Origin of the sequence: Micromonospora sp. Llam0 (assembly GCF_003751085.1) — a bacterium.
Taxonomy (GTDB): Bacteria; Actinomycetota; Actinomycetes; order Mycobacteriales; family Micromonosporaceae; genus Micromonospora_E.
The window spans coordinates 5019299-5040727 of the sequence record NZ_RJJY01000001.1 but is presented as its reverse complement, the minus strand read 5'-3'; the positions used below and the strand labels follow the sequence as shown (position 1 = coordinate 5040727).

The following is a 21429-nucleotide window of genomic DNA, read 5'->3' as shown; positions in this document are numbered from 1 at the left end:
ATGACTTGTCGATGGCTGTCCGGTGCCTGACGCGATGGGCGTCGTTGCCCGGTTCTGGCATGGTGGTAGGAGAGGGCCGACAGTGTGGTGGTCGGCCAGCCGACGGCTACAGGGGGCATACGGTGGAAATCGACGGAATCTTCTCGGCACTGATCATCGGTCTCGTCGTCGGAGCGCTCGGGCGGCTGGTCGTCCCGGGCAAGCAGAAGCTGAAGATCTGGGTCACCTTGCTGATCGGTGTGGTGGCGGCGTTGCTCGGCACCCTGGTCGCCAGCCTGTTCGGGGTGGCCGAGACCCGGGGCGTCGACTGGATCGAGCTCGCGTTGCAGGTGGCGCTCGCCGCAGTCGGCGTGGCGGCCATCTCCGGAGCGGCCGGAAAGAAGGGCTGAGAGTCGGCAGGGTAGGAAGTCAGCAGGGCCGACCGGTCAGCCAGGTGCGTTCGATGGCCCCGAGGTAGCGGTCCCGGTGCTCCTCGCGGGCCAGTGACCGCAACAGGAAGTCCATGTGGTCGCAGATCTCCCGGGCCCGCCGACTCGACTGGCAGGTCTGGTAGAGCACCGCGGCGTGCAGGTCGGCCTCGGCGTAGTTGCCGCGCAGCACCTCGTCGGTCCACCGGATCAACGATGCCCACATGGGCTTGATCTTGGCCCGGCGTTCGCTGGAGTCGAGCCGGCTGATCGCTTCGGCGGAGCGGTCCCGGGCATGTGGCAGCGCCTGGCCGTGGGCGGCGAGCAGCGCCAGGAAGAACGGGGTGGAGACGAGTTCCTGGTCCAACCGGTTGGCCTGCTGGTGGGCGTCCCGGGCGGCGGTGAAGTCACCGTTGTCGCGCAGCAGCAGCCCGAGACAGTTCCAGTTCTGCGCGTCGTGCGGGCCGTGTTTGGTGGCGTTGCGGGCGTAGGCCAGTGCCCGGTCCGGTCGCGCGTAGCGGTGCAGCAGGGCCAGCGCCCGATCGGCGGCGTCGGTCGGCAGCCGGTGCGCCATGGCGGTGGTCAGCTCCTCCTCGGCGGCGGCGTCCTCGCCGAGGTTGGTCAGCGACCGGCCCAACCGGTAGCGCACCCGGGGGTTACGCGGATCGAGTTCGACCGCCCGGCGCAGGCATTCCACCGCCTTCTCGTAGTAGCCCTCCCAGTACGCGGCCTCTCCCTGGTTGAACAGATAGGAGACCTCAACCTGGGTGGTCAACCGGTGATCGAAGTCGCTGAGCCTGGACCGCATGTCCTCGATCAGCAGGTGTACCTGCTCGGACTGGCGTTCGGCCCGGCCGACCGCCGTCTCCACCCGGCCGACCAGCGTGTCGGCCTGCTCGGAGAGGGTCTCCGCCTGGTCGATGGCCCGGTCGGCCTGCGCGACGATCTCCTCGGCGACCACCCGTTGGCGGTCGAGCTCCAGTCGGGCGCGGGCGCCGGTGCGCCGGATGGTGCGCAGTTCACGGACACCGACGAAACCCGCGAAGACGAAGACCACCGTCAACGCAGTGACCAAAAGGGCAAAAGCCGCGATTATCCCACCGGACCAGGCGATCACCAGTTCGGCGATCTGGATCGGGTCGGGGGAGTCCGGCTCCATGTACCCAGAGTAACCACTTTGCGCGCCTGTTTGACTACCCTGAGTGGCTGAATCTGTGTCCGCCGGGTGGCAGAGGCATGGCGATCGGTTCACCCCGGCCATAAGCTGATCATCATGAATATGAGAGATTCTCGATCTTTGGCGTTGGCTGGTTGGCGGGTCGCCGCGACGACACTCGCCACGACCGCGCTGGTGCTCTCCTCCACCGCAGCCCATGCCACGCCGTACACCGACCCGCACGCCGAGCCCGCCAACCTCGACGGCGCGGCGGGCTCCGTGGGCTCAGCAGCCGCCGCGGTGCCGCTCGACCAACTCTCCGTCACCAGCACCCAGGTCGCTTTCGGGCTGCAACGACCGACCGCGATGGTGGCTCCGGACGACGGCAGCGGCCGGCTGTTCATCACTGAGAAGGCCGGCCGGGTACGTGTCTACCACCCGGCCTCCGGACTGGCCGAGGCAGCGTTGCTGGACATCAGCGACCGGGTCGACACCTCCGGCAACGAACGCGGCCTGCTGGGCATCGCCACGACCCCCGGATTCGCCGCCGACCCGGCGATCTACCTGGCGTACACCGCGCTGCCCGACGGCGCGGTCACCCTGTCCCGGCTGCCGCTGGACGCCGCCGACCAGCAGCCGGTGCCGGCCGACCGGGAGGAGATCCTGCTGAGCCAGCCGCACGCCGAGTACGCCAACCACAACGGCGGGCAGCTCGCCTTCGGCCCGGACGGCCACCTCTACTGGAGCATCGGCGACGGCGGCGGCGCCGACGACGTGCTCGGCACCGGTCAGGACCTCGGCACCCTGCTCGGCAAGATCCTCCGGCTGGACGTCTCGGCCGCCTGCGGCGACCTCGCGTACTGCGTACCGGCGGACAACCCGTTCGTCGACGAAGCCGGCGCCCGCGCCGAGATCTGGGCGTACGGCCTGCGCAACCCGTGGCGGTTCTCGTTCGACCCGGCGGACGGCTCGCTGTGGATCGCCGACGTCGGACAGGGCAGCTACGAGGAGGTCAACCATCTGCGCGGGGTGGCCGGGGCCAACCTCGGCTGGTCCTGCCGGGAAGGTCCGGTCGAGTTCGACCCGCAGCGGTGCGACCCGGCCGCCGAGTACGTCGACCCGGTGTTCCACTACCAGACCTCGGTCGGCGGCTGCGCGGTGATCGGCGGCCACGTCTACCGGGGCAGCGAATCCGCCGCTACCGGTACCTACCTGGCCACCGACTACTGCTCGGCGACCGCGTACGTGATCCGGCCCGACACGGACGGTGGGTACGACACGGCGGTCATCGGTGAGCTGCCGATCCAGCCGACCACCCTCGCGGTGGCCGCGGACGGCGAGTTCTACCTCGCCAACGACCTGCCCGGCCAGCTGCACCGGATCACCTTCGAGGCCGACGAACCGGAGCCGGTCGCCGAGTGCCTGGTCGACTACCGAGTGGACAGCGACTGGGGGTCGGGCTTCACCGTGACGGTCGGCGTCACCAACACCGGTGACGAGCCGATCGACGGCTGGTCGCTCGGTTGGTCGTTCGCCGGCGCACAACAGGTTTCGGTCGCCTGGAACGCGGTGATCACCCAGGACGCGGCGGCGGTGACCGCCACCAACGCCGCCTGGAACGCGGCACTGCCCGCCGGCGGCCGGGTCGAGTTCGGCTTCCTCGGCAGCGGCGGCGCAGGCGCCGGACCGGTTCCGGCGGGGTTCACCCTCAACGGACTGCCCTGCGACCCGGCACCGGCCGTGACCACCGGCTAGAGCTGACTGACTGCCGGTCGTAACCGGTCGGAGCCGATTGGAGACCAACACCGTCCCGGGGTGGGGGTACCGGTCGAGCTTGATGCCGCAGGTGCATCCTGATGCACCTGCGGCATCAGACCTGGCAGGTGAGGTCAGTTCAGTGGCCGAGCGACCACCGGCTCGCCGGGCGGGAACTCCTCCGGGTCGACCACGGCGATCGCCCCGCCGCCGAGGAAGCCGTGGTTGACCAGGACCAGCCGGTGACAGTCCGGGTCACCGGTGCGGTCCGGCAGCTGGCCGGCCAACGCCCGTACCTTGGTCGCGGACGTCTCGTCGAGGGTGAAGCCGTCCGGCCCCCACACCCCACGTACCTGGAAGAACTCCTGCTCGCTGCGCTGCACGTCGCCGTTGAGGACGATCATCCGGTCGGAGCCGGTCAGCGCACTGGACGCCTCGTTCAGCCCCCACGCCGCGTACGTCGCGCTGCCGGACTCGGGTGCTTCGCCGATCCCGATCCCGGTGCACCCGGCGATCGACAGCACGGCGACGGCCGTCGCCAGCCAGGCGGCGAGCCGCACCGCGACACCGCTTTGCGAGATGTGCCCGTGATGCCCTTTGGCAACCATTTCGTGATCGTTGCACACGCCAGCGGGCCCCGCTCGCCATGCCAGTCAGCCGCCCGCCGGCCGAGGCCGTCCCTTGCCGTTGATTCGCTTACCCGGACTCCGCCGGCCGGGGCGTGACGCCCAGTTGGGCGCAGGCCTCCTGGTACATCCGGACCACTTCATGGCGGACCTGGACCCGTTCGGTGAGTCGGTACGCGAACGGCACCCGGACCGGCACCTCGACGCCGGCCACGGTGGCGGAGAACTCGATGCCGTCGGCGTCCAGTCCGGTCATCCGGGCCGTCGTAGCCTGCGGGGTGCCACCCAGCGACCGGCAGATCAGCAACGAGTCGGCGGCGTGGTCGTCGTTCATGTGCCGGGCCACCTGGGCGACCACCTCGGCGGTGAATGGGTCGGTCACGCCGCCGACTCCATCGACTCCGGTGCCACCGGCTTCGGCTCCTGCTCCTGGCCCAGCTCGGCGAGGACCGCGGAGTTGTGCCGGTAGGCCACCGCCACCTCGCCGACCAGAGCCGCCTCGGCGGTGACGTCCAGCGGCAGGGCGTCCAGCCGGGCCCGGTACGCGTTCTTGTATCCGCGCGGATCGTCGATGCCGGCGAAGTGGTAGAACGCCACGCCGCCCTCCTCGGTCAGCTCGTACGTCTGCGCCACCTGACGGCCGATGAACAACCCGCCGGACAGGTCACCGAGGTACCGGGTGTAGTGGTGGGCGATGAACGCCGGCGCGAAGGTGAAGCAGACCTCCTGCATCCGAGCGACGTAGCGGCGAGTCGCCAGGTTCGGGGCGATTCGGCCGGCCCAGTCCGGGCCGAGCAGGTACGCCAGGTCGGCCTCCAACGCCGGCAACCGGGTCAACCGGTCGTCGACGAAGCCGCCGGCCAGCGGATCGTCGCGCATCGCGTCGGCCGCCTCCTCCAGCACCTGGTAGATGAAATAGTGCTGGGCGACCAGGTCGGCGTACCGCTGCCGGGGCAGCTCCCCGGCGACCAGCGCGGAGACGTACCGCTGGGACTCGGCCGCCTGGTGGTCCTGCCAGCTTGCCGCCCGTAGCCGGGCGGAGAAGGTGTCACTCATCTGGGGGGTTCCTTTCCTTGCCGTGTCGGGCCCCTGCCGGTGTCGGGTGCTGCCGTCGCGGAACGACCAGCGGAAGTCCGGTCTCGGGGTGCGGCAACACCTCGATGTCGTGCCGGTACACCTCGCTGAGCAGCGCACCGGTGAGGACCTGGTCGGGTGGTCCGACGGCCCGCAGCCGGCCGGCCGACAGCAACGCGATCCGGTCCGCGTACGCGCCGGCCAGGCCGAGGTCGTGCAGCACCACCACGACGGCGTCACCGGCGGCGGCCCGCTGCCGGGCGAGCCGCAGCACCAGCTCCTGGTGGTGCAGGTCGAGCGCGGCGGTCGGTTCGTCGAGCAGCAGCGCGGCGGCCCGCTGGGCGAGCACCCGGGCCAGCGCGGCGCGGGCCTGCTCGCCGCCGGACAGCGCGGTGAAGGTACGGTCCGCGAACTGCGCCACGTCGGTGGCGGCCAGACACTCCTCGACGATCGGGTCGTCGGACTCCTCGGCGGGCAGCCCGGCCCACGGCGCCCGGCCCATCCGGACCACCTCGGCGACGGTGAACGGGAAGGACAGCACACTGCGCTGGGTCAGCACCGCCCGGCGTAGCGCCAGCTCGGTCGAGGTCCAGTCGGACTGCGGCGCGCCGTCGATCCGGATCACGCCGGCGGCCGCCGCGACGTCACCGCCGATGGCAGCGAGCAGAGTCGACTTGCCGGCACCGTTGGGACCGACCAGGGCGACCACCTCGCCAGTGTGAACCACCAGGTCGACCTGGTCGAGCACCGCCCGCCCGCCAAGTTCGACCCGTAGCCGGTCGATCTCGATCAGCGCGGTGCCGGCCGGCCGGGTGGCCGGCACCCGGACGGGCGTGCGCCGGCCGAGCAGCCGGCCCGGACGCCGGCCGAGCAGCCGGCCCGGTGCCGGGCTCATCCCCAACCTCCGGCCCGCCGCCGGGTACGGCGCAGCAGCCAGAAGAAGGCCGGTCCACCGACCACCGCGGTGAGCACCCCGAGCGGCAGTTCCTGGTACTCGACCAGGGTCCGGGCGGCCAGGTCGGCGGCGATCACCACCACCGCCCCGCCGAGCGCGCTGGCCGGCAGCAGCACCCGATGCCCGGGTCCGGCGACCATCCGGACCAGGTGCGGTACCACCAGACCGATGAAGCTGATCACGCCGGTGAAGGCCACCGCGGCGGCGCCGAGCAGCGCGGTGACGACGATCATGCGTACCCGCAGCCGTTCCACGTCCACCCCGAGGTGACGTGCGGAGCGTTCGCCGAGGGCGAGCAAATCCAGCTTGCCGGCCGAGGCGAGTGCGGCGGCCAACCCGACGGCCAGGCAGGGCAGGGCGACCGCCACCGCGTTCCAGTTGGCCTGGGCCAGGCTGCCGAGGTTCCAGAAGGCGATCGCCTGCACCCCGGCCGCGTCGGTGACGAACATCAGCAGCCCGATCGCGGCACCGGCTACGGCGTTGACCGCGATGCCGGTGAGTACCAGGGTGACCACCTCGGTACGTCCGTCGGCGCGGGACAGCGCGTACACCAGGTAGGTGGTGGCCAGCCCGCCGGCGAACGCGGCGGCGGCCAGCGTCCAGCCGCCCAGCGCGGAGATCCCGGTGACGATGGCCAGGGCGGCGCCGACCGCCGCGCCGGAGGAGACCCCGATGACCCCGGGTTCGGCCAGCGGGTTGCCGAAGATGCCCTGCATGACGGCGCCAGCGCAGCCGAGCGCCGCGCCGACGATCGCGGCCAGGACGACCCGGGGGAACCGGACGATCCACAGCGCGTTCTCGCCGTGCGGGGCGGTCGGCAGCGCGCCGATCTCCAGGCCGAGCCGGTGCAGCACCGAGGCGACCACCTCGGCCGGGGCGATCTGCACCTGTCCGGAGCCGGCGGCGACCACGCCGACGACGAGCAGCGTGCCGGCGAGGCCGGTGAGCAGCAGCGGCCGGCGGACGGCGAGTACCGGGGCGGTCACGCCGTCACCGGCATTCGTGGATGGCGCGGGCGAGAGCCTGGATCGCCTTGCCGGTACGGGTGCCGAAGTTGAGCAGCACGGTGTCGTCCATGTCGATGATCCGCCGCTGCTGGCCGGCCGGGGTCTGGGCGACGCCGGGCATGGCGACCAGTCCGTCCACCCCGCCGACCGATTCCAGGCCCTTGGTCATCACCAGGATGACGTCCGGCGCGGCGTTGATCAGACCCTCGCTGGTCAGCGGCCGGAACCGTTCCAGTCCGATGGCGGTGCCGGCGTCCTCGCCGCCGGCCGCGGCGATCATCGCGTCCGAGCCGGCGCCCTTGCCGCCCATCAGGTAGACGCCGGCGGTGCCGCGCAGGTAGAGGAAGGCGACCCGGGGCCGCTCGGCGTCGTCCGCGATGCCGTCGCGGGCGGTGGCGATCTCGCCCTCGACCCGGGCGACGAGTGCCTCGCCGGCGTCGGCGACGCCGAGCGCGGCGGCCACCTCACGGATGTGCACCGGTACGGCGGCCAGGCTCTGCTCGTCGCCGATCCGTACCACCGGGATGTCGGCGGCGCGGAGCTGGTCGAGCACCTCGGGTGGGCCGATGCTGTCGTCGAGCAGCACCACGCTGGGGTCCAGCGCCATGACCGCCTCGGTGGACAGGTCGTGCCCGCCGGGGGTGACCAGCGGCAGGTCGGCGGCGGCCGGGAAGTCGGTGGAGGTGTCCCGCCCGACGACCCGGTCACCGAGGCCGAGGCTGAAGACGATCTCGGCGATGGAGCCGTACAGATTGACCGCGAGGATGCGGTCGGCGTCGGTCACCGTGACCCGGTCGCCGGCGGCGTCGGTGACGGTGACCGGCAACGCCGGTTGTGGTGCCGGGTCCAGCGGCGTCACCGCGTCGTCGCCGACGACGGCGGTGACCGGGCCGCAGGTCGCCGGATCCGGTGCCGCGCCGGGGTTGGCGGCGCTGTCGGCGCAGGCGGCCACCGGGCCGGCAAGCAGCACGGCGGCGACCAGCCCGACCAGCGTCGGGCGGTTCACGACCGGCTCCGGCGGTGCCGGCGGCGGCCAGCGGACAGCCCGGCCAGCGCCAGTACGCCGAGCGCCAGCAGGATCAGCGTGCTGCTCCACCACCGACCGGCCGGGCCGACGGTGCTGACCCGGGTGACCGCCAACCCGGTCGGGTCGGTGCCGGCGACGGCGGTCGGGCCGTCGGTGCCGTCGGTCGGTTGGCCGGTGGCGGCGCCGGCAGCTGGTGCGGAGCCGCTGGGCTGGCCCGCCTCGCCCGCCTCGCCGGATGAGCCTGGGGAGTCGCCGACGGTGCCGGACGGGTCTGCGGCGTCGCCGTTGGCCGGGCCTGGCGGCGCGGTGGTCCGGTCCGGGTTGCCGGCCGCCGGGGCGGCGCTGGTGCGGGCGGGCGCGGCGGCGGCCGCGAAGCTGATCGGGACGCGTACGTCCTGACTGCGGTCGCTGGTCCGGGTGTGGTCGGCGCGGGTGACCACCGCGCAGGTGCGTACGGTGCAGTCGACGTCGCCGATTTTCGTGGTCAGCGGGATTCGGACCTGGAACGAGCCGCCTTGGCCGTACGGCACGGCGAGTCCTTCGCCGTACGACGGGGGGTTGCTGGAGATCCAGTGCGAGCTGCCGCTGCCGCCGGAGGTGTCCACCCCGCCGCCGCACGGTGTCGGCAGCGCCCCGTCGCCGTTGTCCACGCAGAATCCGACGTAGATGCCCTTGTTGGTGTCGTACCCGGTGCCGGTCACCGTGACGGTCGCGCCGGAACGACTGATACCGGTGGAGTCGGAGACGGTGAGTCGCTGGCCGCCGGATCCGGTGGCGGAGGTGTCCGCGTGGGCCGGCGACGCCAACGGTGGTGCGGCGAGTACGGCGGCGGTCGCGACGGCGGCGGTCGCGGCGGTGGCGGTCACGACCGCCAAGGTCGCGGTGACCCGGCCGCTGAGCAGCGGCGTTGGCATGGGTGATCCCTCCGACGATCGTCGGTTGAGTTCTGAATGAAGGTTTGCCTAACCTAAGTCATCGCCGCAGATCAGGACAAGGGTCCGACCGGTTCGAAGATCAGGTACCCCTGCCGGAGCCATCATTTATTAGGTATGGCTAACCTAATCTCGATCGCATGCCGTGTCCACAGCAGAAGTGGAACACGGTGAGTAACTATCCGGAAAGGACCAGTCGATGATCACATCCAGAGCTGGTGCTCTGGGGCGACGGTCGGCGACCTGGGCGGCTGCGGCCGTACTCGGCGCCGCGACCGCACTCGTCGGCGCCGCACCCGCAGTGGCTGCCCCTGCCGACATCACCGAGGGAAGCCTGAACTGGGGCTTCAAGGAGTCGTTCCGCAACTACGTGTCGTCCGGCGACGGCAACCCGCCGATCGCGGCGAGTGACGGTGCGTCGATCAACGCCGACGGGACGTTCGCCTTCCCGTCCACCGGCGGCAGCTACGACGCCGAGACCGGTGAGACGAACGCCACGTACGGCGGCACGGTCGTCTTCTCGTTCCCGGCGCACACGTTCACCATCACCCTCGCCAACCCGACGGTGGCCATCTCCGGCGGCACCGCCGTCCTCAAGGCCGACGTCGAACTGGTGAGCACCGCGTTCCCGTCGGTCGACGTCACCCAGGCGGTCATCGCCGAGCTCACCACCACCGACGCCAACCTGGTGGCCGGTGCGGACGGCATCACCGGCACCGACCTGGCCGCCACCCTGACCGCTGAGGGCGCCACCGCCTTCGCCGGCTTCTACCCGGCCGGCCAGGTCCTCGACCCGCTGTCGTTCGAGGCGGTCACCTCCGGCGGCGGTGGACCGGCCGCTCCGTCCGTCGACGTCACCCCGGACACCGGCGTCGACCCGGCCGGCGCCACCGTCACCGTCGCCGGCAGCGGCTTCGACCCGCAGGCCAACGACGCCGCCGGGATCTACGTGTCGTTCGGCCCGAAGGTCGACGAGCACTGGACCAACGCCAGCGTCCTGCAGGTCACCAAGTGGGTGAGCAGCACCAACGAGCCGACCGACGCCCGGGACACGATGAACCCGGACGGCTCGTTCAGCACCACGCTGCCGATCAGTGCCCAGTACACCGACCGCAACGGCAACGCGGTCGACTGCACCGTCACCCAGTGCTATGTGATCACCTTCGCGGCACGCGGCTCCGCCGACCGCAGCCAGGACACCTTCACTCCGATCAGCTTCGCGGCCCCGGCCGGCGGCGGCGACGCCAGCCAGCAGATCGCCGCGACCGTGCTGGGCGGCGGTCCGCTCACGCTCAGCGTGGCCGGTTCGTCGGTCACCCTGCCGCCGACCGGCAACGGCGCCGTCACCAGCGGCGAGCTGAACACCGCCAGCGTGTCCGACCTGCGCGGCACCAACGCCGGCTGGAGTCTGGTCGGCCAGGTGGGTGACTTCGTCGCCGCCGGCGGCGCGGTCATCGCGGCGGACAACCTCGGCTGGGCGCCCACCGCATCCGTGGTGGACGACCCGCTGGTCGGGCAGAGCGGCGCGGTCACCCCGGGCGCGGTGGCCGACCCGGGTGCCGGACTCGGCACCGCCCGGGCGTTGTGCACCTCGGCGGCCGGCGCCAGCGCCGGCAGCTTCACCTGCGGCGCGCAGCTCAACCTCGGCGTACCCGCCGCGGCGGCGCCGGGCGACTACACCGCGACCCTGACGCTGACCCTGTCCTGAGGATCAGCCCCACCGGCCGGTGCGGGGCCGCGACGGCCCCGCACCGGCCACCGGCCCGAACTGGAGTGCCCGATGTCCGCCCCGCCCACCCGTCGCCCGCACCGTCGCCGCGCCGCCATCGGCCTGCTGGTGACCGGCCTGCTGGTGACCGGCCTGCTCGTGACCGGCCTGGTCGCGTTGCCCGGCACCGCTCCGGCCGCCGCGCAGCCGGCCGGTCCGGCCCCGGCCGACGCGGTCACCTGGGCGGTGCAGCCGTCCAGCCCGGACGGGCCGACCGGACGCAACTACTTCGTCTACGACCTCGCCCCAGGTGCGGAGATCACCGACCACGTCGCGGTGCGCAACCTCGGCGACCAGGACCGGACGTTCACCGTGTACGGCACCGACGGGTTCCTCACCGACGACGGCGCGTTCGCCCTGCTCCCGGCCGACGAACCGGCCACCGACGTCGGCACCTGGATCCACTTCGACCAGCGGGAGTACGAGGTGCCGGCCGGGGAACGGCTGGACATCCCGTTCCGCCTGACGGTGCCGGCCAACGCCACACCCGGCGACCACGCCGGTGGGGTGATCGGCTCGATCGCCCAGCTCCGTACCGACGCCAGTGGCCAGCAGGTCAACGTAGACCAGCGGGTCGCCGCCCGGGTCTACCTGCGGGTCGACGGCCCGGTCCGGCCGGCGGTCAGCGTCGAGTCGATGAGCATCAGCTACGACGATCCGGTCAACCCGCTGGGCGACGGTGACGTGGAGGTCACCTACCAGGTGCGCAACACCGGAAACATCCGCGTCGGTGGTACGGGTGCCGTGCTGCTGGACGGCCCGCTGGGCTGGGACCTGGCCCGTACCGATCCGGTCGACCTACCCGAACTGCTGCCCGGCAGCACCTTCACGGTGACCGAGCGGATCACCGGCGTACCGCCGGCGCTGCGGCTGACCGCCACCGTCGATCTGGCCCCGACCACGGTGGACGAGGCGTTGCCGCCGGTCACCCGTACCGCCGGTGTCTGGGCCCCGCCGTGGTTGCTGCTCGCCGCGATCGTCGCCCTCGCCGGGTGGTTCGGGGTACGCCGCTGGCGTGCCCGCCGCGCGGTCGCGCCTGCGGCCACCCCCGCTTCGCCTGCGGCCACCCCCGCTTCGAACGGTGCACCGGATGTCGAGCCCGCCGACGACGGTGCCGCCTCGTCGCCTGCGCGATGACCGGTCGCCGGACCTCGGCGGGTGCCCTCGCGCTGGTCCTGATCGCCGGGGCCGGCGGTCTGCCGTCGGCCCCGGCGGTCGCCGCCCCGCCGCAGGTCAGCGTCGACGTGACCAGCGCGGCGGTCGGCGAGTGGCTGACCGTCACCCTCACCGGCTGGCCGGCCGGAAACGTTCAGCTGGAGATCTGCGGCAACCGTGCCGCGCGCGGGTCGGTCGACTGCGCCGCCAGCGACGCCAGCCAACTGCATGTGCCCGGTGCCGATCCGGTGACCAGCCGGATCGTCCTGGTGGAGCCGCCGGTGGCCTGCCCCTGCGTGGTCCGGGCCGGGTCCGTCGACGTCGGTGGGTCCGGCACCGGGCCGGTGCCGCCGGTCACCGGCAGCGCCCCGATCGACATCGTTGGGTCGGCCGCCCCGCCAGCGCCGACGGTCTCCGGCCCCGCCCGACTCCACATCACCGACGTGACCGTCGTGCCGACCGGTTGGGACTGGCCGGCGCTGTTCGGTCTGCCCAGTGAGATCCGGCTGGATGTCGACGTTCGTAACGACGGCCCGGTCGACGCCGACGAACTACGCCTGTCACTGCTGTCCGGCCGGCCCGGGCGGCCGACGGTGATCGTCGAACCGCCCGGGCCGGCGTCCGCGCCGTTGGCCGCCGGTGAGAGCCGAGCCATCGTGGTCACCGCGCCGGTCGACTTTCCCGTCTACGGCCGGTACGCGGTCCACGGCCAACTCGGCACCGGTGCCGGCGGTGACGGCGCGGTAGCGTTCGTCGTCGAGACCGAACGCTATCCGTGGGGCTGGCCGGCGGTCGCGGCGGTACTCGTGCTGGTCCTGCTGCTACGCCAGGTCATCGACCTGCGTCGGATCGGCCGGTCGCCGCCGGGCACCGAGCGGTAGGTGCCCGGTGCCCGGCGTTCGGTGGACGGGGAGTGGTCAGCAGCGGTTGATGGTCGAGTTGTTCAGCGCGATGTTGCGGATCACGATGTTCTGCCCGCACGGGTTCTCGTTGATCTGCGAATTGGTCAGCGTCAGGTTCTGCAGGGTGATGTCGCGCGACACCGGGAACTCGGTGCGCGAGGCGATCCGCACGTCCGAGCCGTTGACCGAACCGGAGACCGCCGCGATGTTCACGTTGTAGCAGTTCTCCAGCAGGATCGAGTTGCTGCCGGTGCCGGAGATGTCGATCCGGTCGATGACCGCGCCGCCGGACTCCGACACGCAGAAGATGCCCCGGCCGCCGCCCCGGGCGATGACCGTGCCGACCCGGATGTTCGTCGGGTAGCTGTTGCCGACCCGGCCGTTGCGGTTGGCCATCCGGAACCCGGCGTACCCGGTGCCGGTGCCGGCGCCCTGCGCGTCGACGGTGCCGACGGTCGCGTTGACGGTGTCGTTGAGGATCAGGCCGGAGTAGCCGGTGTTGCGGGCGGTGACGGTGCCGACCGTCAGCCCGTCGACCCCGTACGTCTCGACGCCGTGCGCGCTGGTGCCCTGCACGTACACGTTGTCGATCCGCACGTTGCGGGACCGTTGGCTGCGGTCGCCGTGGTTGTCGATCCGGATGCCCAGGCCGGCGGTGACCCGGATGTCGATCTGGCCGAGGGTGATGTTGTTGCCGTTGCGGATGAAGATTCCGTACAGCGGGTTGCCGGTGATGTTGAGCCGGGTCACCTCGACGTCGGTGACGCCACGGGCGTACACCACCGCCTGGTCACCGGAGCCGGAACCGGTCACGTTGACCGTGCCGCAGACCTCCAGGACGGTGTACGACGGCAGCGACAGCCGGGAGCCGGCGCTGATCGACCCGGAGCCGCGGACGATCACCTTCTGCTTGCTGTTGCGCCCGGCCGACAGGCTGTTCACCGCCGCCTGCATGGCTGACAGCATGCTGGAGCCGGTGTAGACGGTGCTGCCGCCGTTGCGCGCCGTCCAGGTCGACCCGTTCTGTACGGCCTCGGCGTTGAACGAGCCGGACCCGCAGTCGCCGGACGGCGGCGGGGTGGTCGGCGGCGGGCCGCCGCTGTCGACCCGGACCATCTGCCACTGCTGGTTCCAGCCGTTGAGGTCCTGGTACTGCGAGATGATCCCGCCGTCTGCGGTGGACCACTCCCACACGTCCAGCACCTTGCTGGTGTGCCGGTTGACGAACCGGACGTAGCCGCTGTCCGAGTCCAGCACCCCGAAATGCTGGCGGGTGCTGCCGTTGTCGGAGTTCTGGACGAGTTGGGTGCCGTCGTTGGCGTTGGGCAGTTCCAGGTACTTGCCGCTGTGCCGGGACCGGATCTTGTAGTAGCCGTTGCCCGCCGCGACGAACTGCCACTGCTGAACGGTCTGGTCGTTGCGCGCCCACTGGACGATCGGCGCGCCGTCGTTGGTCGCCCAGTTGTACAGGTCGATCGCCTTGCCGCTGTGCCGGTTGACCAGCACGTACCAGGCGTTGGTGTCGACGGTGGCAGCTGCCGCGTGCTGGATGCCGACCGCTGCGCCGGTGGCGACCATGGCGGTCGTGGCGAGCGCCACGACGCCGGTACGCCAGCGCCGCCATCTGGTGGCTGTCATGGAACCTCCTGGGTTGTCGGATACTGCTTCTGCCTGGTCGCGCCCCCACGGCGACGCGGGGAAAGGGGTTTCCCATTGTCACGGCAATGTATCGATCGCATTCAATAGAGTCAACAACGTCGATATTTCCCGCGTCACGGCAAGTCGCTCCGTGACCCGTCGATGAGCCCGCCGGAAGGGCTCGTCGACGGGGCCCGCCGGGAGGATCTGCCGAGGGGTTCTGCCGAGATGATCTGGAAAAGCTGACGTCGGATGTCAGGTTTTGCTGGCACCGTCAGCGGCATGACCACACCACTGAACGGCAGGACAGCGCTGGTCGCCGGGGCGACCCGGGGCGCCGGCCGGCGGATCGCCATCGAACTCGGTGCCGCCGGCGCCACCGTCTACGTCACCGGGCGCAGCACCCGACGGCAACGTTCCGAGATGGACCGCCCGGAAATTATCGAGGAGACCGCCGAGCTGGTCGACGCCGCCGGCGGCACCGGCGTCGCGGTGCCCACCGACCACCTGGAACCCGACCAGGTCCGTGCCCTGGTGCAGCGGATCGACCGCGAGCAGGGCCGGCTCGACCTGCTGGTCAACGACATCTGGGGGGCCGACCATCTGACCGACTTCGAGTCGCCGATCTGGCAGCAGCCGCTGGACCGCGGCCTACGGACGCTGCGGCTTGCCATCGACACCCACCTGATCACCAGCCACTACGCGCTGCCGCTGCTGATCCGCCAGCCGGGCGGGCTGGTGGTGGAGATGACCGACGGCACCGCCGACTACAACGGCACCCACTACCGCGAGTCGGTCTTCTACGACACGGCCAAGAACGCCGTCATCCGGCTGGCCTTCGCCCAGGCCGAGGAGCTGCGGCCGTACGGTGCGACGGCGGTCGCGCTCAGCCCCGGCTGGATCCGCTCCGAGGCGATGCTCGACCACTTCGGGGTGACCGAGGCGAACTGGCGCGACGGCACCGCCAAGGACCCGCACTTCGCCATCTCCGAGACACCGGCGCTGGTCGGCCGGGCGGTGGTCGCGCTCGCCGCTGATCCGCAGGTGTCCCGGTTCACCGGCCGGTCACTGTCCAGCGGGCAGCTGGCCCGCGAGTACGGCTTCACCGATGTCGACGGCAGCCGACCGGACGCGTACCGCTACATCGTCGACGTGGTGGAGACCGGCCGGCCGGCGGACACCACCGGCTACCGCTGACTGACGGCGTCGCCGTACAGCGCGGCGAGCCGGCGGGCGGCGTCGCACATCCGGTCCCGCAGCACGGCCGGGGCGAGCACCTCCACCTCCGGACCGAGCGCCTGCAGCTGGCTGTACGCCACGTCGGGCGACTCGACCGGCAGTCGGGTGTGCACCCAGCCCTGCCCGTCGGGCGGCCCGGCCGCCTCGCGCGCCGCCTGGGCGGCCGGCGCCTCCACCGCCCAGCGCAGCGCCCGCAGCCCGGCCGGACTCAGCCGTACGGTGACCTCGTCGACCAGGATGCTGCGGACGAAGTCGGCGGTGCCGGCGGCCCACACCTCGGCCAGGTCGAACCGGCGGTCGCGGTCGAAGACGTCGCCGGCGGGTTCGACAGCAGCGATCCGGTCCACCCGGTAGATCCGGTGTCCGTCGTTGCCCCGGCCGATGTCGGGGACCCGGCCAACCAGGTACCAGGTGCCGTTCTTGAGCACCAGACCGTACGGCTGCACCGTTCTGGCCACCTCGGTGCCGCTCCGCCGGTAGTCGAGCCGGACCACCTGGTCCTGCCAGGTGGCGCGGGCGAGGTGGGCCAGCGCCGGCGGCGGGTCGGCCTGCCGGAACCAGCCGGGCGCGTCCAGATGGAACCGCTGCCGGGCCCGGCCGGCGGCGTCGCGTAGCCCGACCGGCAGCGCGGCGGTCACCTTGAGCTGGGCGACCCCGAGCACGTCGGCGAGGCCCATCTCGTCGGCCGGTCCGGGCAGCCCGGACAGGAACAGCGTCTCCGCCTCGGCCCGGCTCAGCCCGGTCAGCCGGGTCCGGTAACCGTCCAGCAGCCGGTACCCGCCGGCCCGGCCCTGGTCGGCGTAGACCGGCACCCCGGCGGCGGACAGCGCCAGCACGTCGCGGTAGATGGTGCGCTCGGAGACCTCCAGCTCGCGGGCCAGCTCCGCGGCGGTCATCGTCTCCCGGGACTGCAGCAACAGGACCAGGGAGATCAACCGGGCGACCCGCACGGTCAGCGCCCGGCGGGTGAGCGCAGCGGGGATCCGTCGGCCACCCGCAACTGGTACGCCCGGTGTGGCGCCCAGCCGGCGACCAGGCTGAACCGGTCGCCGCGGACGAAGGTCTCCCGCCATTCGACGGGCCGCCCGTCGGCCCGGCCGATCCGTTCGACGGCGAGTAGACCGACGCCCCGGCCGATGCCCAACCGCCGGCGCTGCTCGGCGGTGGGCACGATGGCGTGGATGCGCTCCTCGCCGTCGGTGACTCGGACCCCATGTCGGGCCAGCTCACTGTAGATGCCGGTACCGGTCAGGTCGGTGGTGAGCAACGGCCGGGCCAGCTCGGCCAGCAGCCAGACCCGGTCGGTGGCCAACGGTTCGTCGTCGGCGAACCGGAGCCGCTCCAGATGCACGAAGCGGGTGTCCGGGTCCAGCCCGAGCCGGGCCGCGACGGCGACGTCGACCCGCAGCTCGCGGGTGAGCACCTCGCTGCGCTGGCGCATTCCCCGCGCCTGCACCTCGTCGAAGAGCGAGTAGAGGGCGCCGAGCGGCTGCTCGATCCGCTGTTGATGGACGGCGGTACGCCGGCCCCGGGCCGAGTCCAGCACGCCGGCCTGGCGCAGCCGGCGCAACGCCTCCCGTACCGTGTGTCGGCTGACGCCGTACTCGTCGACCAGCTCGTGCTCGCCGGGGAAGCCGGCGGCGAACCCGCCGGCGGTCAACCGGCGGACCAGGTCGTCGTGCAGCTGGGCCCACAGCGGCATCGGGCTGTCCCGGTCGACCGGCCGGGCCTGGTCAGTCATCATCTGCCCGATCGTCTCGCGTCTGCTGTCCGGTCTTCTGGTGCTGTCCGGTTGTCTGGACAAGCCTACGCCGTAACAGGTACGTGTCCATGATCCAGCCCTTGCGGCGGCGGGCCTCGGTGCGTGCGGTGACGATCCGGTCGGCGACCTGGTGCACCGGGCCGGCGATCAGGATTTCGTCTCCGGTGCCGAGGTACGCCCCCCAGTAGATGTCGATGCTGTCGGCGGCGGTGAACAGGGTGAAGGCGCACTGCGCGTCGAGCATCACCACCAGGTCGTCCACGCCGGCCGGGAAACCCTCGTCGGCGAGCCGACGGCCGGTGGTGATCTGCACCGGGCGTCCGATCCGGTTCAGCGCGATCCGGTGCCGGGCGGTCAGCGCGGCGACGCTGCTGATCCCCGGGATCACCTGGTGGTCGAACTCGACGACGTCGCGTTCCCGCAGGTCGTCGAGGATGGCGAGGGTGCTGTCGTACAGCGCTGGGTCGCCCCAGACCAGGAAGGCGCCGCAGCCGCCGTCGGGCAGTTCGTCGCGGATCAGCTCGGCGAAGCGGTCGGCGCGGCGGCGGCGCCAGTCCTCGACCGCGGCCCGGTAGTCCGCCGCGGTCCGGTCCCGCTCCGGGTCGGCGATCTCGACCGCCCGGTACGCCCCGGTGGTGTGCCGGCGCAGGATCTCCTGCCGCAACGCCGCCAGGTCCTGTTTGACCGCGCCCTTGTCGAGCAGGAAGAACACGTCGACCCGACGCAGCGCCTCGATCGCCTGCCCGGTCAGGTGGTCGGGATCGCCGGCCCCGATCCCGATGATCAGTATCTCTCGCACCCGGGGGAGTGTGCCGCACTTCGATCGGGCGGCGGTAGTCGCGGGCCGCGGCGAGCTGAGGAACGCGTGCCGGCGGGACTGCCGCCAAGATCCGCCCGTCTTAACCGTTTTCTTACGCCTCTTACGTATTTATTACCGATCGTCACTGTCTGTGGGCTAATGGCCACTTGTCCGGTTCGATGGAGGGGAAGCGCGCCGTCCTCCTTGGTCGGTGCCCACCATCGAGAAAGGGGCAGTCATGCCACAGCGAGGTTCCGCCCTCCCGGCGACCCGCTCCCGGGCCAGCGCCGTGCGGCAACGCGGCATTCCCGGTATCGCCGCCGCCACGGTCGGCACCGGACCGTTGGTCAACCTGTCCGATCAGGACAGACAATTGTTCCGCCGATTCGGCTACGGCCCTGCTGAGCCGATCGTCTCCACGCACATCCAGCACGCGATCGAACAGTGGGCCGTCCGCACTCCCGACACGGTCGCCGTCGAACACCTCGACCAGCGGATCAGCTACCGACAACTGGACCAGCAGGCGGACCGTCTCGCCGCCCGGCTGATCGCCGACGGGGTACGTCCGGGCGACCGGGTCGGCGTGTTCATGCGCCGGTCGATCCCCATGGTGGTCGGGATCCTCGCCACCCTGAAGGCCGGTGCGGCGTACGTGCCCCAGCACGCCGGGGTGGCAACCGAGGCCCACCTGCGGCACGTCACCGACACCGCCGGAGTCCGGATCGTGCTGACCAGCACCGAGACGGTCGGTGAGCTGCCGCACCTGCCGGGCCGGGTGCTGATCGCGGTCGACGAACTGCTCACCGAGCCGCTGGCGGACTCGGCGTACCCGGTCGTCCCGGCCGGCCCGACCAGCCCGGACGACGGCTGCTACGTGCTGTTCACCTCCGGCACCACCGGCCGGCCCAACGGGGTCACCGTCACCCACCGCAACGTGTGCAACCTGCTCCTGACCGCCCCCGGCGACCTGGGCATCCAGCCGGGCTGGCGGGTCGGGCAGATTCTCAACATCGCCTTCGACATGGCCGCCTGGGAGATCCTCGGATGCCTCAGCCACGGCGGCACCCTGGTCGTCCGGGGGCGGGACATCGCGGCGACTGTCGAGACAGTGGACGTGGTCGTCGCCACCCCGAGCGTGTTGGGCACCGTCGACCCGGACCGGTGCCGCCTCGTCAAGGTGGTCGCCGTGGCGGGTGAACCCTGTCCACGGGAGCTGGCCGACCGGTGGGCCCGGCAGGCGGTCTTCTACAACGGCTGCGGGCCGACCGAGACCACCATCGTCAACACCATGCACCGGCACGACCCCGCGTCCGGACGGCTCACCATCGGCCGGCCGACCCCGAACAACACGGTGTACGTGCTGGACGCCGACCGCCGGCCCTGCCCGATCGGCGAGGTGGGGGAGATGTGGGCCGGCGGTGACTGCGTCTCGGTCGGCTACCTCGGCGATGCCGAGCTCACCGGGCAGCGGTACGTCCCGGATCCGTTCCTCGGCGGTGGACGGATGATGTTCCGTACCCGGGATCTCGGGCGCTGGACGCCCGACGGCGAGTTGGAGCATCTGGGTCGCACCGACGACCAGGTCAAGGTCCGTGGGTTCCGGGTCGAGCTGGATTCGGTCTCCGCCGTGCTGGAATCGGTGCCGGGGTGCCGTCGGGCGGCGACCATCAAGGTCGACGACCGTACGCTCGTGTCGTTCGTCGCCCCGGCGACCGTGGACCCGACGGCGGCGCGGGACGCGGTCGCCCGGACCCTGCCGTACTACTGCGTGCCCGAGCGGGTGCACGCCCTCGGGGCGCTGCCGGTGACCGACCGGGGCAAGATCGACAAGACGGCGCTGCGCCGGTCGCTGGACCACCCGGCCGAGCCTGACCATCCGGTCTCGCCCGACCTGCCGGCTCCGTCCGACCTGCCGGCTCCGCCGCCGTGGCCGCGCCGGATCTTCAGTCATCCCCGGCTGATGCCGTACCACCGGCTGGCGGCCCTGGTCCTGGTCGGCAACCTCGCGCTGCTGTACTACGCACTGACCACCGGCGGCTGGTGGCGGGCGGCCGACGGCGGCCTGGCGAACCTGTCGTACGTCGCTCTGGCCAACGTCGCCCTGGCCGTGGTGATCCGCCAGCAGTACGTGATCAACCTGCTGTTCTGGTTGGCGACCCGGGCACCGACCCGGTGGCCGCTACGGGTGCGCTGGGGCCTGGGCAAGGTCTACCACTTCGGTGGGCTGCACGTCGGTGGCGCACTCGCCGGCACCGCCTGGTTCGCCGGGTACGTCGCCGAACTGACCCGGCAGGCGCTGGCCGACCGGGCCGTCACCGCCGTACTGGTGCTGTCCTACCTGTTGGTCGCACTGCTGCTGGCATTGGTGGCGACCGCGCTGCCGCCGGTCCGCGGCCGCCGGCACGACCTGTTCGAGCGGGTCCACCGGTTCGGCGGGTGGGCCGCGCTGATCATCCTGTGGGCCCAGACGGTGCTGGTCGTCGACGGTGCCCGCGACGGTACGCCGTTGGCCGCCGCGCTGCTCGGCTCGCCGACACTGTGGACGCTGGCCCTGCTCACCGTGAGCGTCGCCCTGCCGTGGCTGCGGCTGCGTCGGGTGCCGGTGCAGGTGGACCGGCCGTCGAACCACGTGGCTCTGCTGACGTTCGGCCACACCACCCCGTTCGCCGGCTCGTCCACCGCGATCAGCCGCCGTCCGCTGCTCGAATGGCACTCGTTCGCCAACGTGCCGGCGCCCGGTGCGCGCGGTTTCCGGCTGACCGTCTCCCGGGCCGGCGACTGGACCGGCGCGTTGATCGACGACCCGCCGAACCGGATCTGGGTCAAAGGCATCACCACCGCCGGCGTGGCCAACATCGAGACGCTGTTCACCCGGGTGGTGTACGTCGCCACCGGCAGCGGCATCGGGCCGGTGCTGCCGCACCTGCTGGCCGGCAAGGTGCCGGCGCACCTGGTCTGGTCCACCCGCAGCCCACGGACGACCTACGGCGACGAACTGGTCGACGAGATCCTGCGGGTGCAGCCCGACGCCACCATCTGGGACACCGCGCGGCGTGGCAAGCCGGACATGGTGGCCCTGGCCTACCAGGCGTGGCGGGCCACCGGCGCCGAGGCGGTGATCTGCATCGCCAACCAGAAACTCACCCGGCAGGTGGTGCACGGGCTGGAGCGCCGCGGCATCCCCGCCTACGGCGCGATCTGGGACTCGTGAAACCGGGACCGGCCGA

At 71.9% G+C, this 21429-nt stretch carries 19 protein-coding genes and 1 pseudogene; 8 read left to right on the top strand and 12 right to left on the bottom strand.

All coding sequences use genetic code 11. From position 1 onward, the window contains the following. The first annotated feature begins 122 nt into the window (after nucleotides 1–122). Nucleotides 123–389 carry a GlsB/YeaQ/YmgE family stress response membrane protein gene (locus EDC02_RS21945; protein WP_123603582.1) on the top strand — a complete coding sequence of 89 codons (267 nt, stop codon included), beginning with the start codon at nucleotides 123–125 and terminating at the stop codon, nucleotides 387–389. A gap of 19 nt (nucleotides 390–408) precedes the next feature. Here the strand turns inward: EDC02_RS21945 and EDC02_RS40340 are convergent, their stop codons facing one another. Then, the gene (locus EDC02_RS40340; RefSeq protein ID WP_199757724.1) at nucleotides 409–1566 is read right to left on the bottom strand and encodes a tetratricopeptide repeat protein; all 1158 of its coding nucleotides are present in this window, start codon (nucleotides 1564–1566) and stop codon (nucleotides 409–411) included. Nucleotides 1567–1686: 120 nt separating this feature from the next. On the opposite strand from EDC02_RS40340, the gene EDC02_RS21935 reads away from it, so the two are divergent. Next, a complete protein-coding gene (locus EDC02_RS21935; RefSeq protein ID WP_123603581.1) occupies nucleotides 1687–3318 on the top strand; it encodes a PQQ-dependent sugar dehydrogenase in 1632 nt (543 codons plus the stop codon). Between the two features lie 134 nt (nucleotides 3319–3452). Here EDC02_RS21935 and EDC02_RS21930 read toward each other — a convergent pair whose 3' ends face one another. From EDC02_RS21930 to EDC02_RS21900, 7 genes are all read right to left on the bottom strand, one after another. Next, the gene (locus tag EDC02_RS21930; protein ID WP_123603580.1) at nucleotides 3453–3926 is read right to left on the bottom strand and encodes a hypothetical protein; all 474 of its coding nucleotides are present in this window, start codon (nucleotides 3924–3926) and stop codon (nucleotides 3453–3455) included. A gap of 88 nt (nucleotides 3927–4014) precedes the next feature. Next, complete coding sequence (locus EDC02_RS21925; protein ID WP_123603579.1) at nucleotides 4015–4326, bottom strand: DUF2470 domain-containing protein; 312 nt, start codon at nucleotides 4324–4326, stop codon at nucleotides 4015–4017. Next, entirely contained in the window at nucleotides 4323–5000 is a 678-nt protein-coding gene (locus EDC02_RS41775) for a heme oxygenase (biliverdin-producing) (protein WP_123603578.1), read from the bottom strand. Before EDC02_RS41775 ends, EDC02_RS21925 begins: the two co-directional genes overlap by 4 nt. After that, nucleotides 4993–5913: a heme ABC transporter ATP-binding protein gene (locus EDC02_RS41770; RefSeq protein ID WP_123603577.1), complete on the bottom strand. Its 921-nt coding sequence runs from the start codon at nucleotides 5911–5913 to the stop codon at nucleotides 4993–4995. The genes EDC02_RS41775 and EDC02_RS41770 overlap by 8 nt, the downstream gene beginning before the upstream one ends. Continuing rightward, nucleotides 5910–6959 carry an iron ABC transporter permease gene (locus EDC02_RS21910; protein ID WP_123603576.1) on the bottom strand — a complete coding sequence of 350 codons (1050 nt, stop codon included), beginning with the start codon at nucleotides 6957–6959 and terminating at the stop codon, nucleotides 5910–5912. The genes EDC02_RS41770 and EDC02_RS21910 overlap by 4 nt, the downstream gene beginning before the upstream one ends. 4 nt (nucleotides 6960–6963) lie before the next feature. Beyond that, nucleotides 6964–7986, bottom strand: a complete 1023-nt coding sequence (locus EDC02_RS21905) for a hemin ABC transporter substrate-binding protein (protein WP_233606177.1) — start codon at nucleotides 7984–7986, stop codon at nucleotides 6964–6966. Next, complete coding sequence (locus EDC02_RS21900; RefSeq protein WP_233606175.1) at nucleotides 7983–8921, bottom strand: hypothetical protein; 939 nt, start codon at nucleotides 8919–8921, stop codon at nucleotides 7983–7985. The genes EDC02_RS21905 and EDC02_RS21900 overlap by 4 nt, the downstream gene beginning before the upstream one ends. Before the next feature lie 217 nt (nucleotides 8922–9138). Between EDC02_RS21900 and EDC02_RS21895 the strand changes: the two genes are divergently transcribed. From EDC02_RS21895 to EDC02_RS21885, 3 genes are all read left to right on the top strand, one after another. Beyond that, nucleotides 9139–10647, top strand: coding sequence for an HtaA domain-containing protein (locus EDC02_RS21895; RefSeq protein WP_123603575.1), 1509 nt, complete (start codon nucleotides 9139–9141; stop codon nucleotides 10645–10647). Nucleotides 10648–10719: 72 nt separating this feature from the next. Beyond that, entirely contained in the window at nucleotides 10720–11844 is a 1125-nt protein-coding gene (locus tag EDC02_RS21890; protein WP_123603574.1) for a WxL protein peptidoglycan domain-containing protein, read from the top strand. Then, the gene (locus EDC02_RS21885) at nucleotides 11841–12743 is read left to right on the top strand and encodes a hypothetical protein (protein WP_123603573.1); all 903 of its coding nucleotides are present in this window, start codon (nucleotides 11841–11843) and stop codon (nucleotides 12741–12743) included. The genes EDC02_RS21890 and EDC02_RS21885 overlap by 4 nt, the downstream gene beginning before the upstream one ends. Before the next feature lie 36 nt (nucleotides 12744–12779). Here EDC02_RS21885 and EDC02_RS21880 read toward each other — a convergent pair whose 3' ends face one another. Next, the gene (locus EDC02_RS21880) at nucleotides 12780–14402 is read right to left on the bottom strand and encodes an RICIN domain-containing protein (protein ID WP_123603572.1); all 1623 of its coding nucleotides are present in this window, start codon (nucleotides 14400–14402) and stop codon (nucleotides 12780–12782) included. Nucleotides 14403–14684: 282 nt separating this feature from the next. Here EDC02_RS21880 and EDC02_RS21875 point away from each other — a divergent pair, with 282 nt between their 5' ends. Continuing rightward, on the top strand, nucleotides 14685–15599 hold the full coding sequence (locus EDC02_RS21875; RefSeq protein WP_123603571.1) for an SDR family oxidoreductase: 915 nt from the start codon (nucleotides 14685–14687) through the stop codon (nucleotides 15597–15599). Here the strand turns inward: EDC02_RS21875 and EDC02_RS21870 are convergent. Genes EDC02_RS21870 through cobF form a run of 3 tightly spaced genes read right to left on the bottom strand, consistent with a single transcriptional unit; the run spans nucleotide 15590 to nucleotide 18202 of the window. Beyond that, on the bottom strand, nucleotides 15590–16591 hold the full coding sequence (locus EDC02_RS21870; RefSeq protein WP_123603570.1) for a YafY family protein: 1002 nt from the start codon (nucleotides 16589–16591) through the stop codon (nucleotides 15590–15592). The two genes, EDC02_RS21875 and EDC02_RS21870, sit on opposite strands and share 10 nt — an antisense overlap. A 2-nt stretch (nucleotides 16592–16593) precedes the next feature. After that, on the bottom strand, nucleotides 16594–17385 hold the full coding sequence (locus EDC02_RS21865) for a GntR family transcriptional regulator (RefSeq protein ID WP_233606170.1): 792 nt from the start codon (nucleotides 17383–17385) through the stop codon (nucleotides 16594–16596). Further along, nucleotides 17375–18202, bottom strand: coding sequence for a precorrin-6A synthase (deacetylating) (gene cobF, locus EDC02_RS21860; RefSeq protein WP_199757723.1), 828 nt, complete (start codon nucleotides 18200–18202; stop codon nucleotides 17375–17377). Before cobF ends, EDC02_RS21865 begins: the two co-directional genes overlap by 11 nt. A 308-nt stretch (nucleotides 18203–18510) precedes the next feature. Between cobF and EDC02_RS21855 the strand changes: the two are divergent. Next, nucleotides 18511–20048 (top strand): annotated as a pseudogene (locus EDC02_RS21855) (amino acid adenylation domain-containing protein); the annotation flags it as partial. Between the two features lie 3 nt (nucleotides 20049–20051). Beyond that, on the top strand, nucleotides 20052–21413 hold the full coding sequence (locus EDC02_RS41765) for a hypothetical protein (RefSeq protein ID WP_370461555.1): 1362 nt from the start codon (nucleotides 20052–20054) through the stop codon (nucleotides 21411–21413). Nucleotides 21414–21429 lie beyond the last annotated feature (16 nt).

Excerpts from the sequence above, each read along its gene's own strand:
- EDC02_RS40340 (WP_199757724.1), bottom strand. The coding sequence starts at position 1,566 with ATGGAGCCGGACTCCCCCGACCCGATCCAGATCGCCGAACTGGTGATC.
- EDC02_RS21935 (WP_123603581.1), top strand. The coding sequence starts at position 1,687 with ATGAGAGATTCTCGATCTTTGGCGTTGGCTGGTTGGCGGGTCGCCGCG.
- EDC02_RS21930 (WP_123603580.1), bottom strand. The coding sequence starts at position 3,926 with ATGGTTGCCAAAGGGCATCACGGGCACATCTCGCAAAGCGGTGTCGCG.
- EDC02_RS41775 (WP_123603578.1), bottom strand. The coding sequence starts at position 5,000 with ATGAGTGACACCTTCTCCGCCCGGCTACGGGCGGCAAGCTGGCAGGAC.
- EDC02_RS41770 (WP_123603577.1), bottom strand. The coding sequence starts at position 5,913 with ATGAGCCCGGCACCGGGCCGGCTGCTCGGCCGGCGTCCGGGCCGGCTG.
- EDC02_RS21900 (WP_233606175.1), bottom strand. The coding sequence starts at position 8,921 with ATGCCAACGCCGCTGCTCAGCGGCCGGGTCACCGCGACCTTGGCGGTC.
- EDC02_RS21895 (WP_123603575.1), top strand. The coding sequence starts at position 9,139 with ATGATCACATCCAGAGCTGGTGCTCTGGGGCGACGGTCGGCGACCTGG.
- EDC02_RS21890 (WP_123603574.1), top strand. The coding sequence starts at position 10,720 with ATGTCCGCCCCGCCCACCCGTCGCCCGCACCGTCGCCGCGCCGCCATC.
- EDC02_RS21885 (WP_123603573.1), top strand. The coding sequence starts at position 11,841 with ATGACCGGTCGCCGGACCTCGGCGGGTGCCCTCGCGCTGGTCCTGATC.
- EDC02_RS21880 (WP_123603572.1), bottom strand. The coding sequence starts at position 14,402 with ATGACAGCCACCAGATGGCGGCGCTGGCGTACCGGCGTCGTGGCGCTC.
- EDC02_RS21875 (WP_123603571.1), top strand. The coding sequence starts at position 14,685 with ATGACCACACCACTGAACGGCAGGACAGCGCTGGTCGCCGGGGCGACC.
- EDC02_RS21865 (WP_233606170.1), bottom strand. The coding sequence starts at position 17,385 with ATGATGACTGACCAGGCCCGGCCGGTCGACCGGGACAGCCCGATGCCG.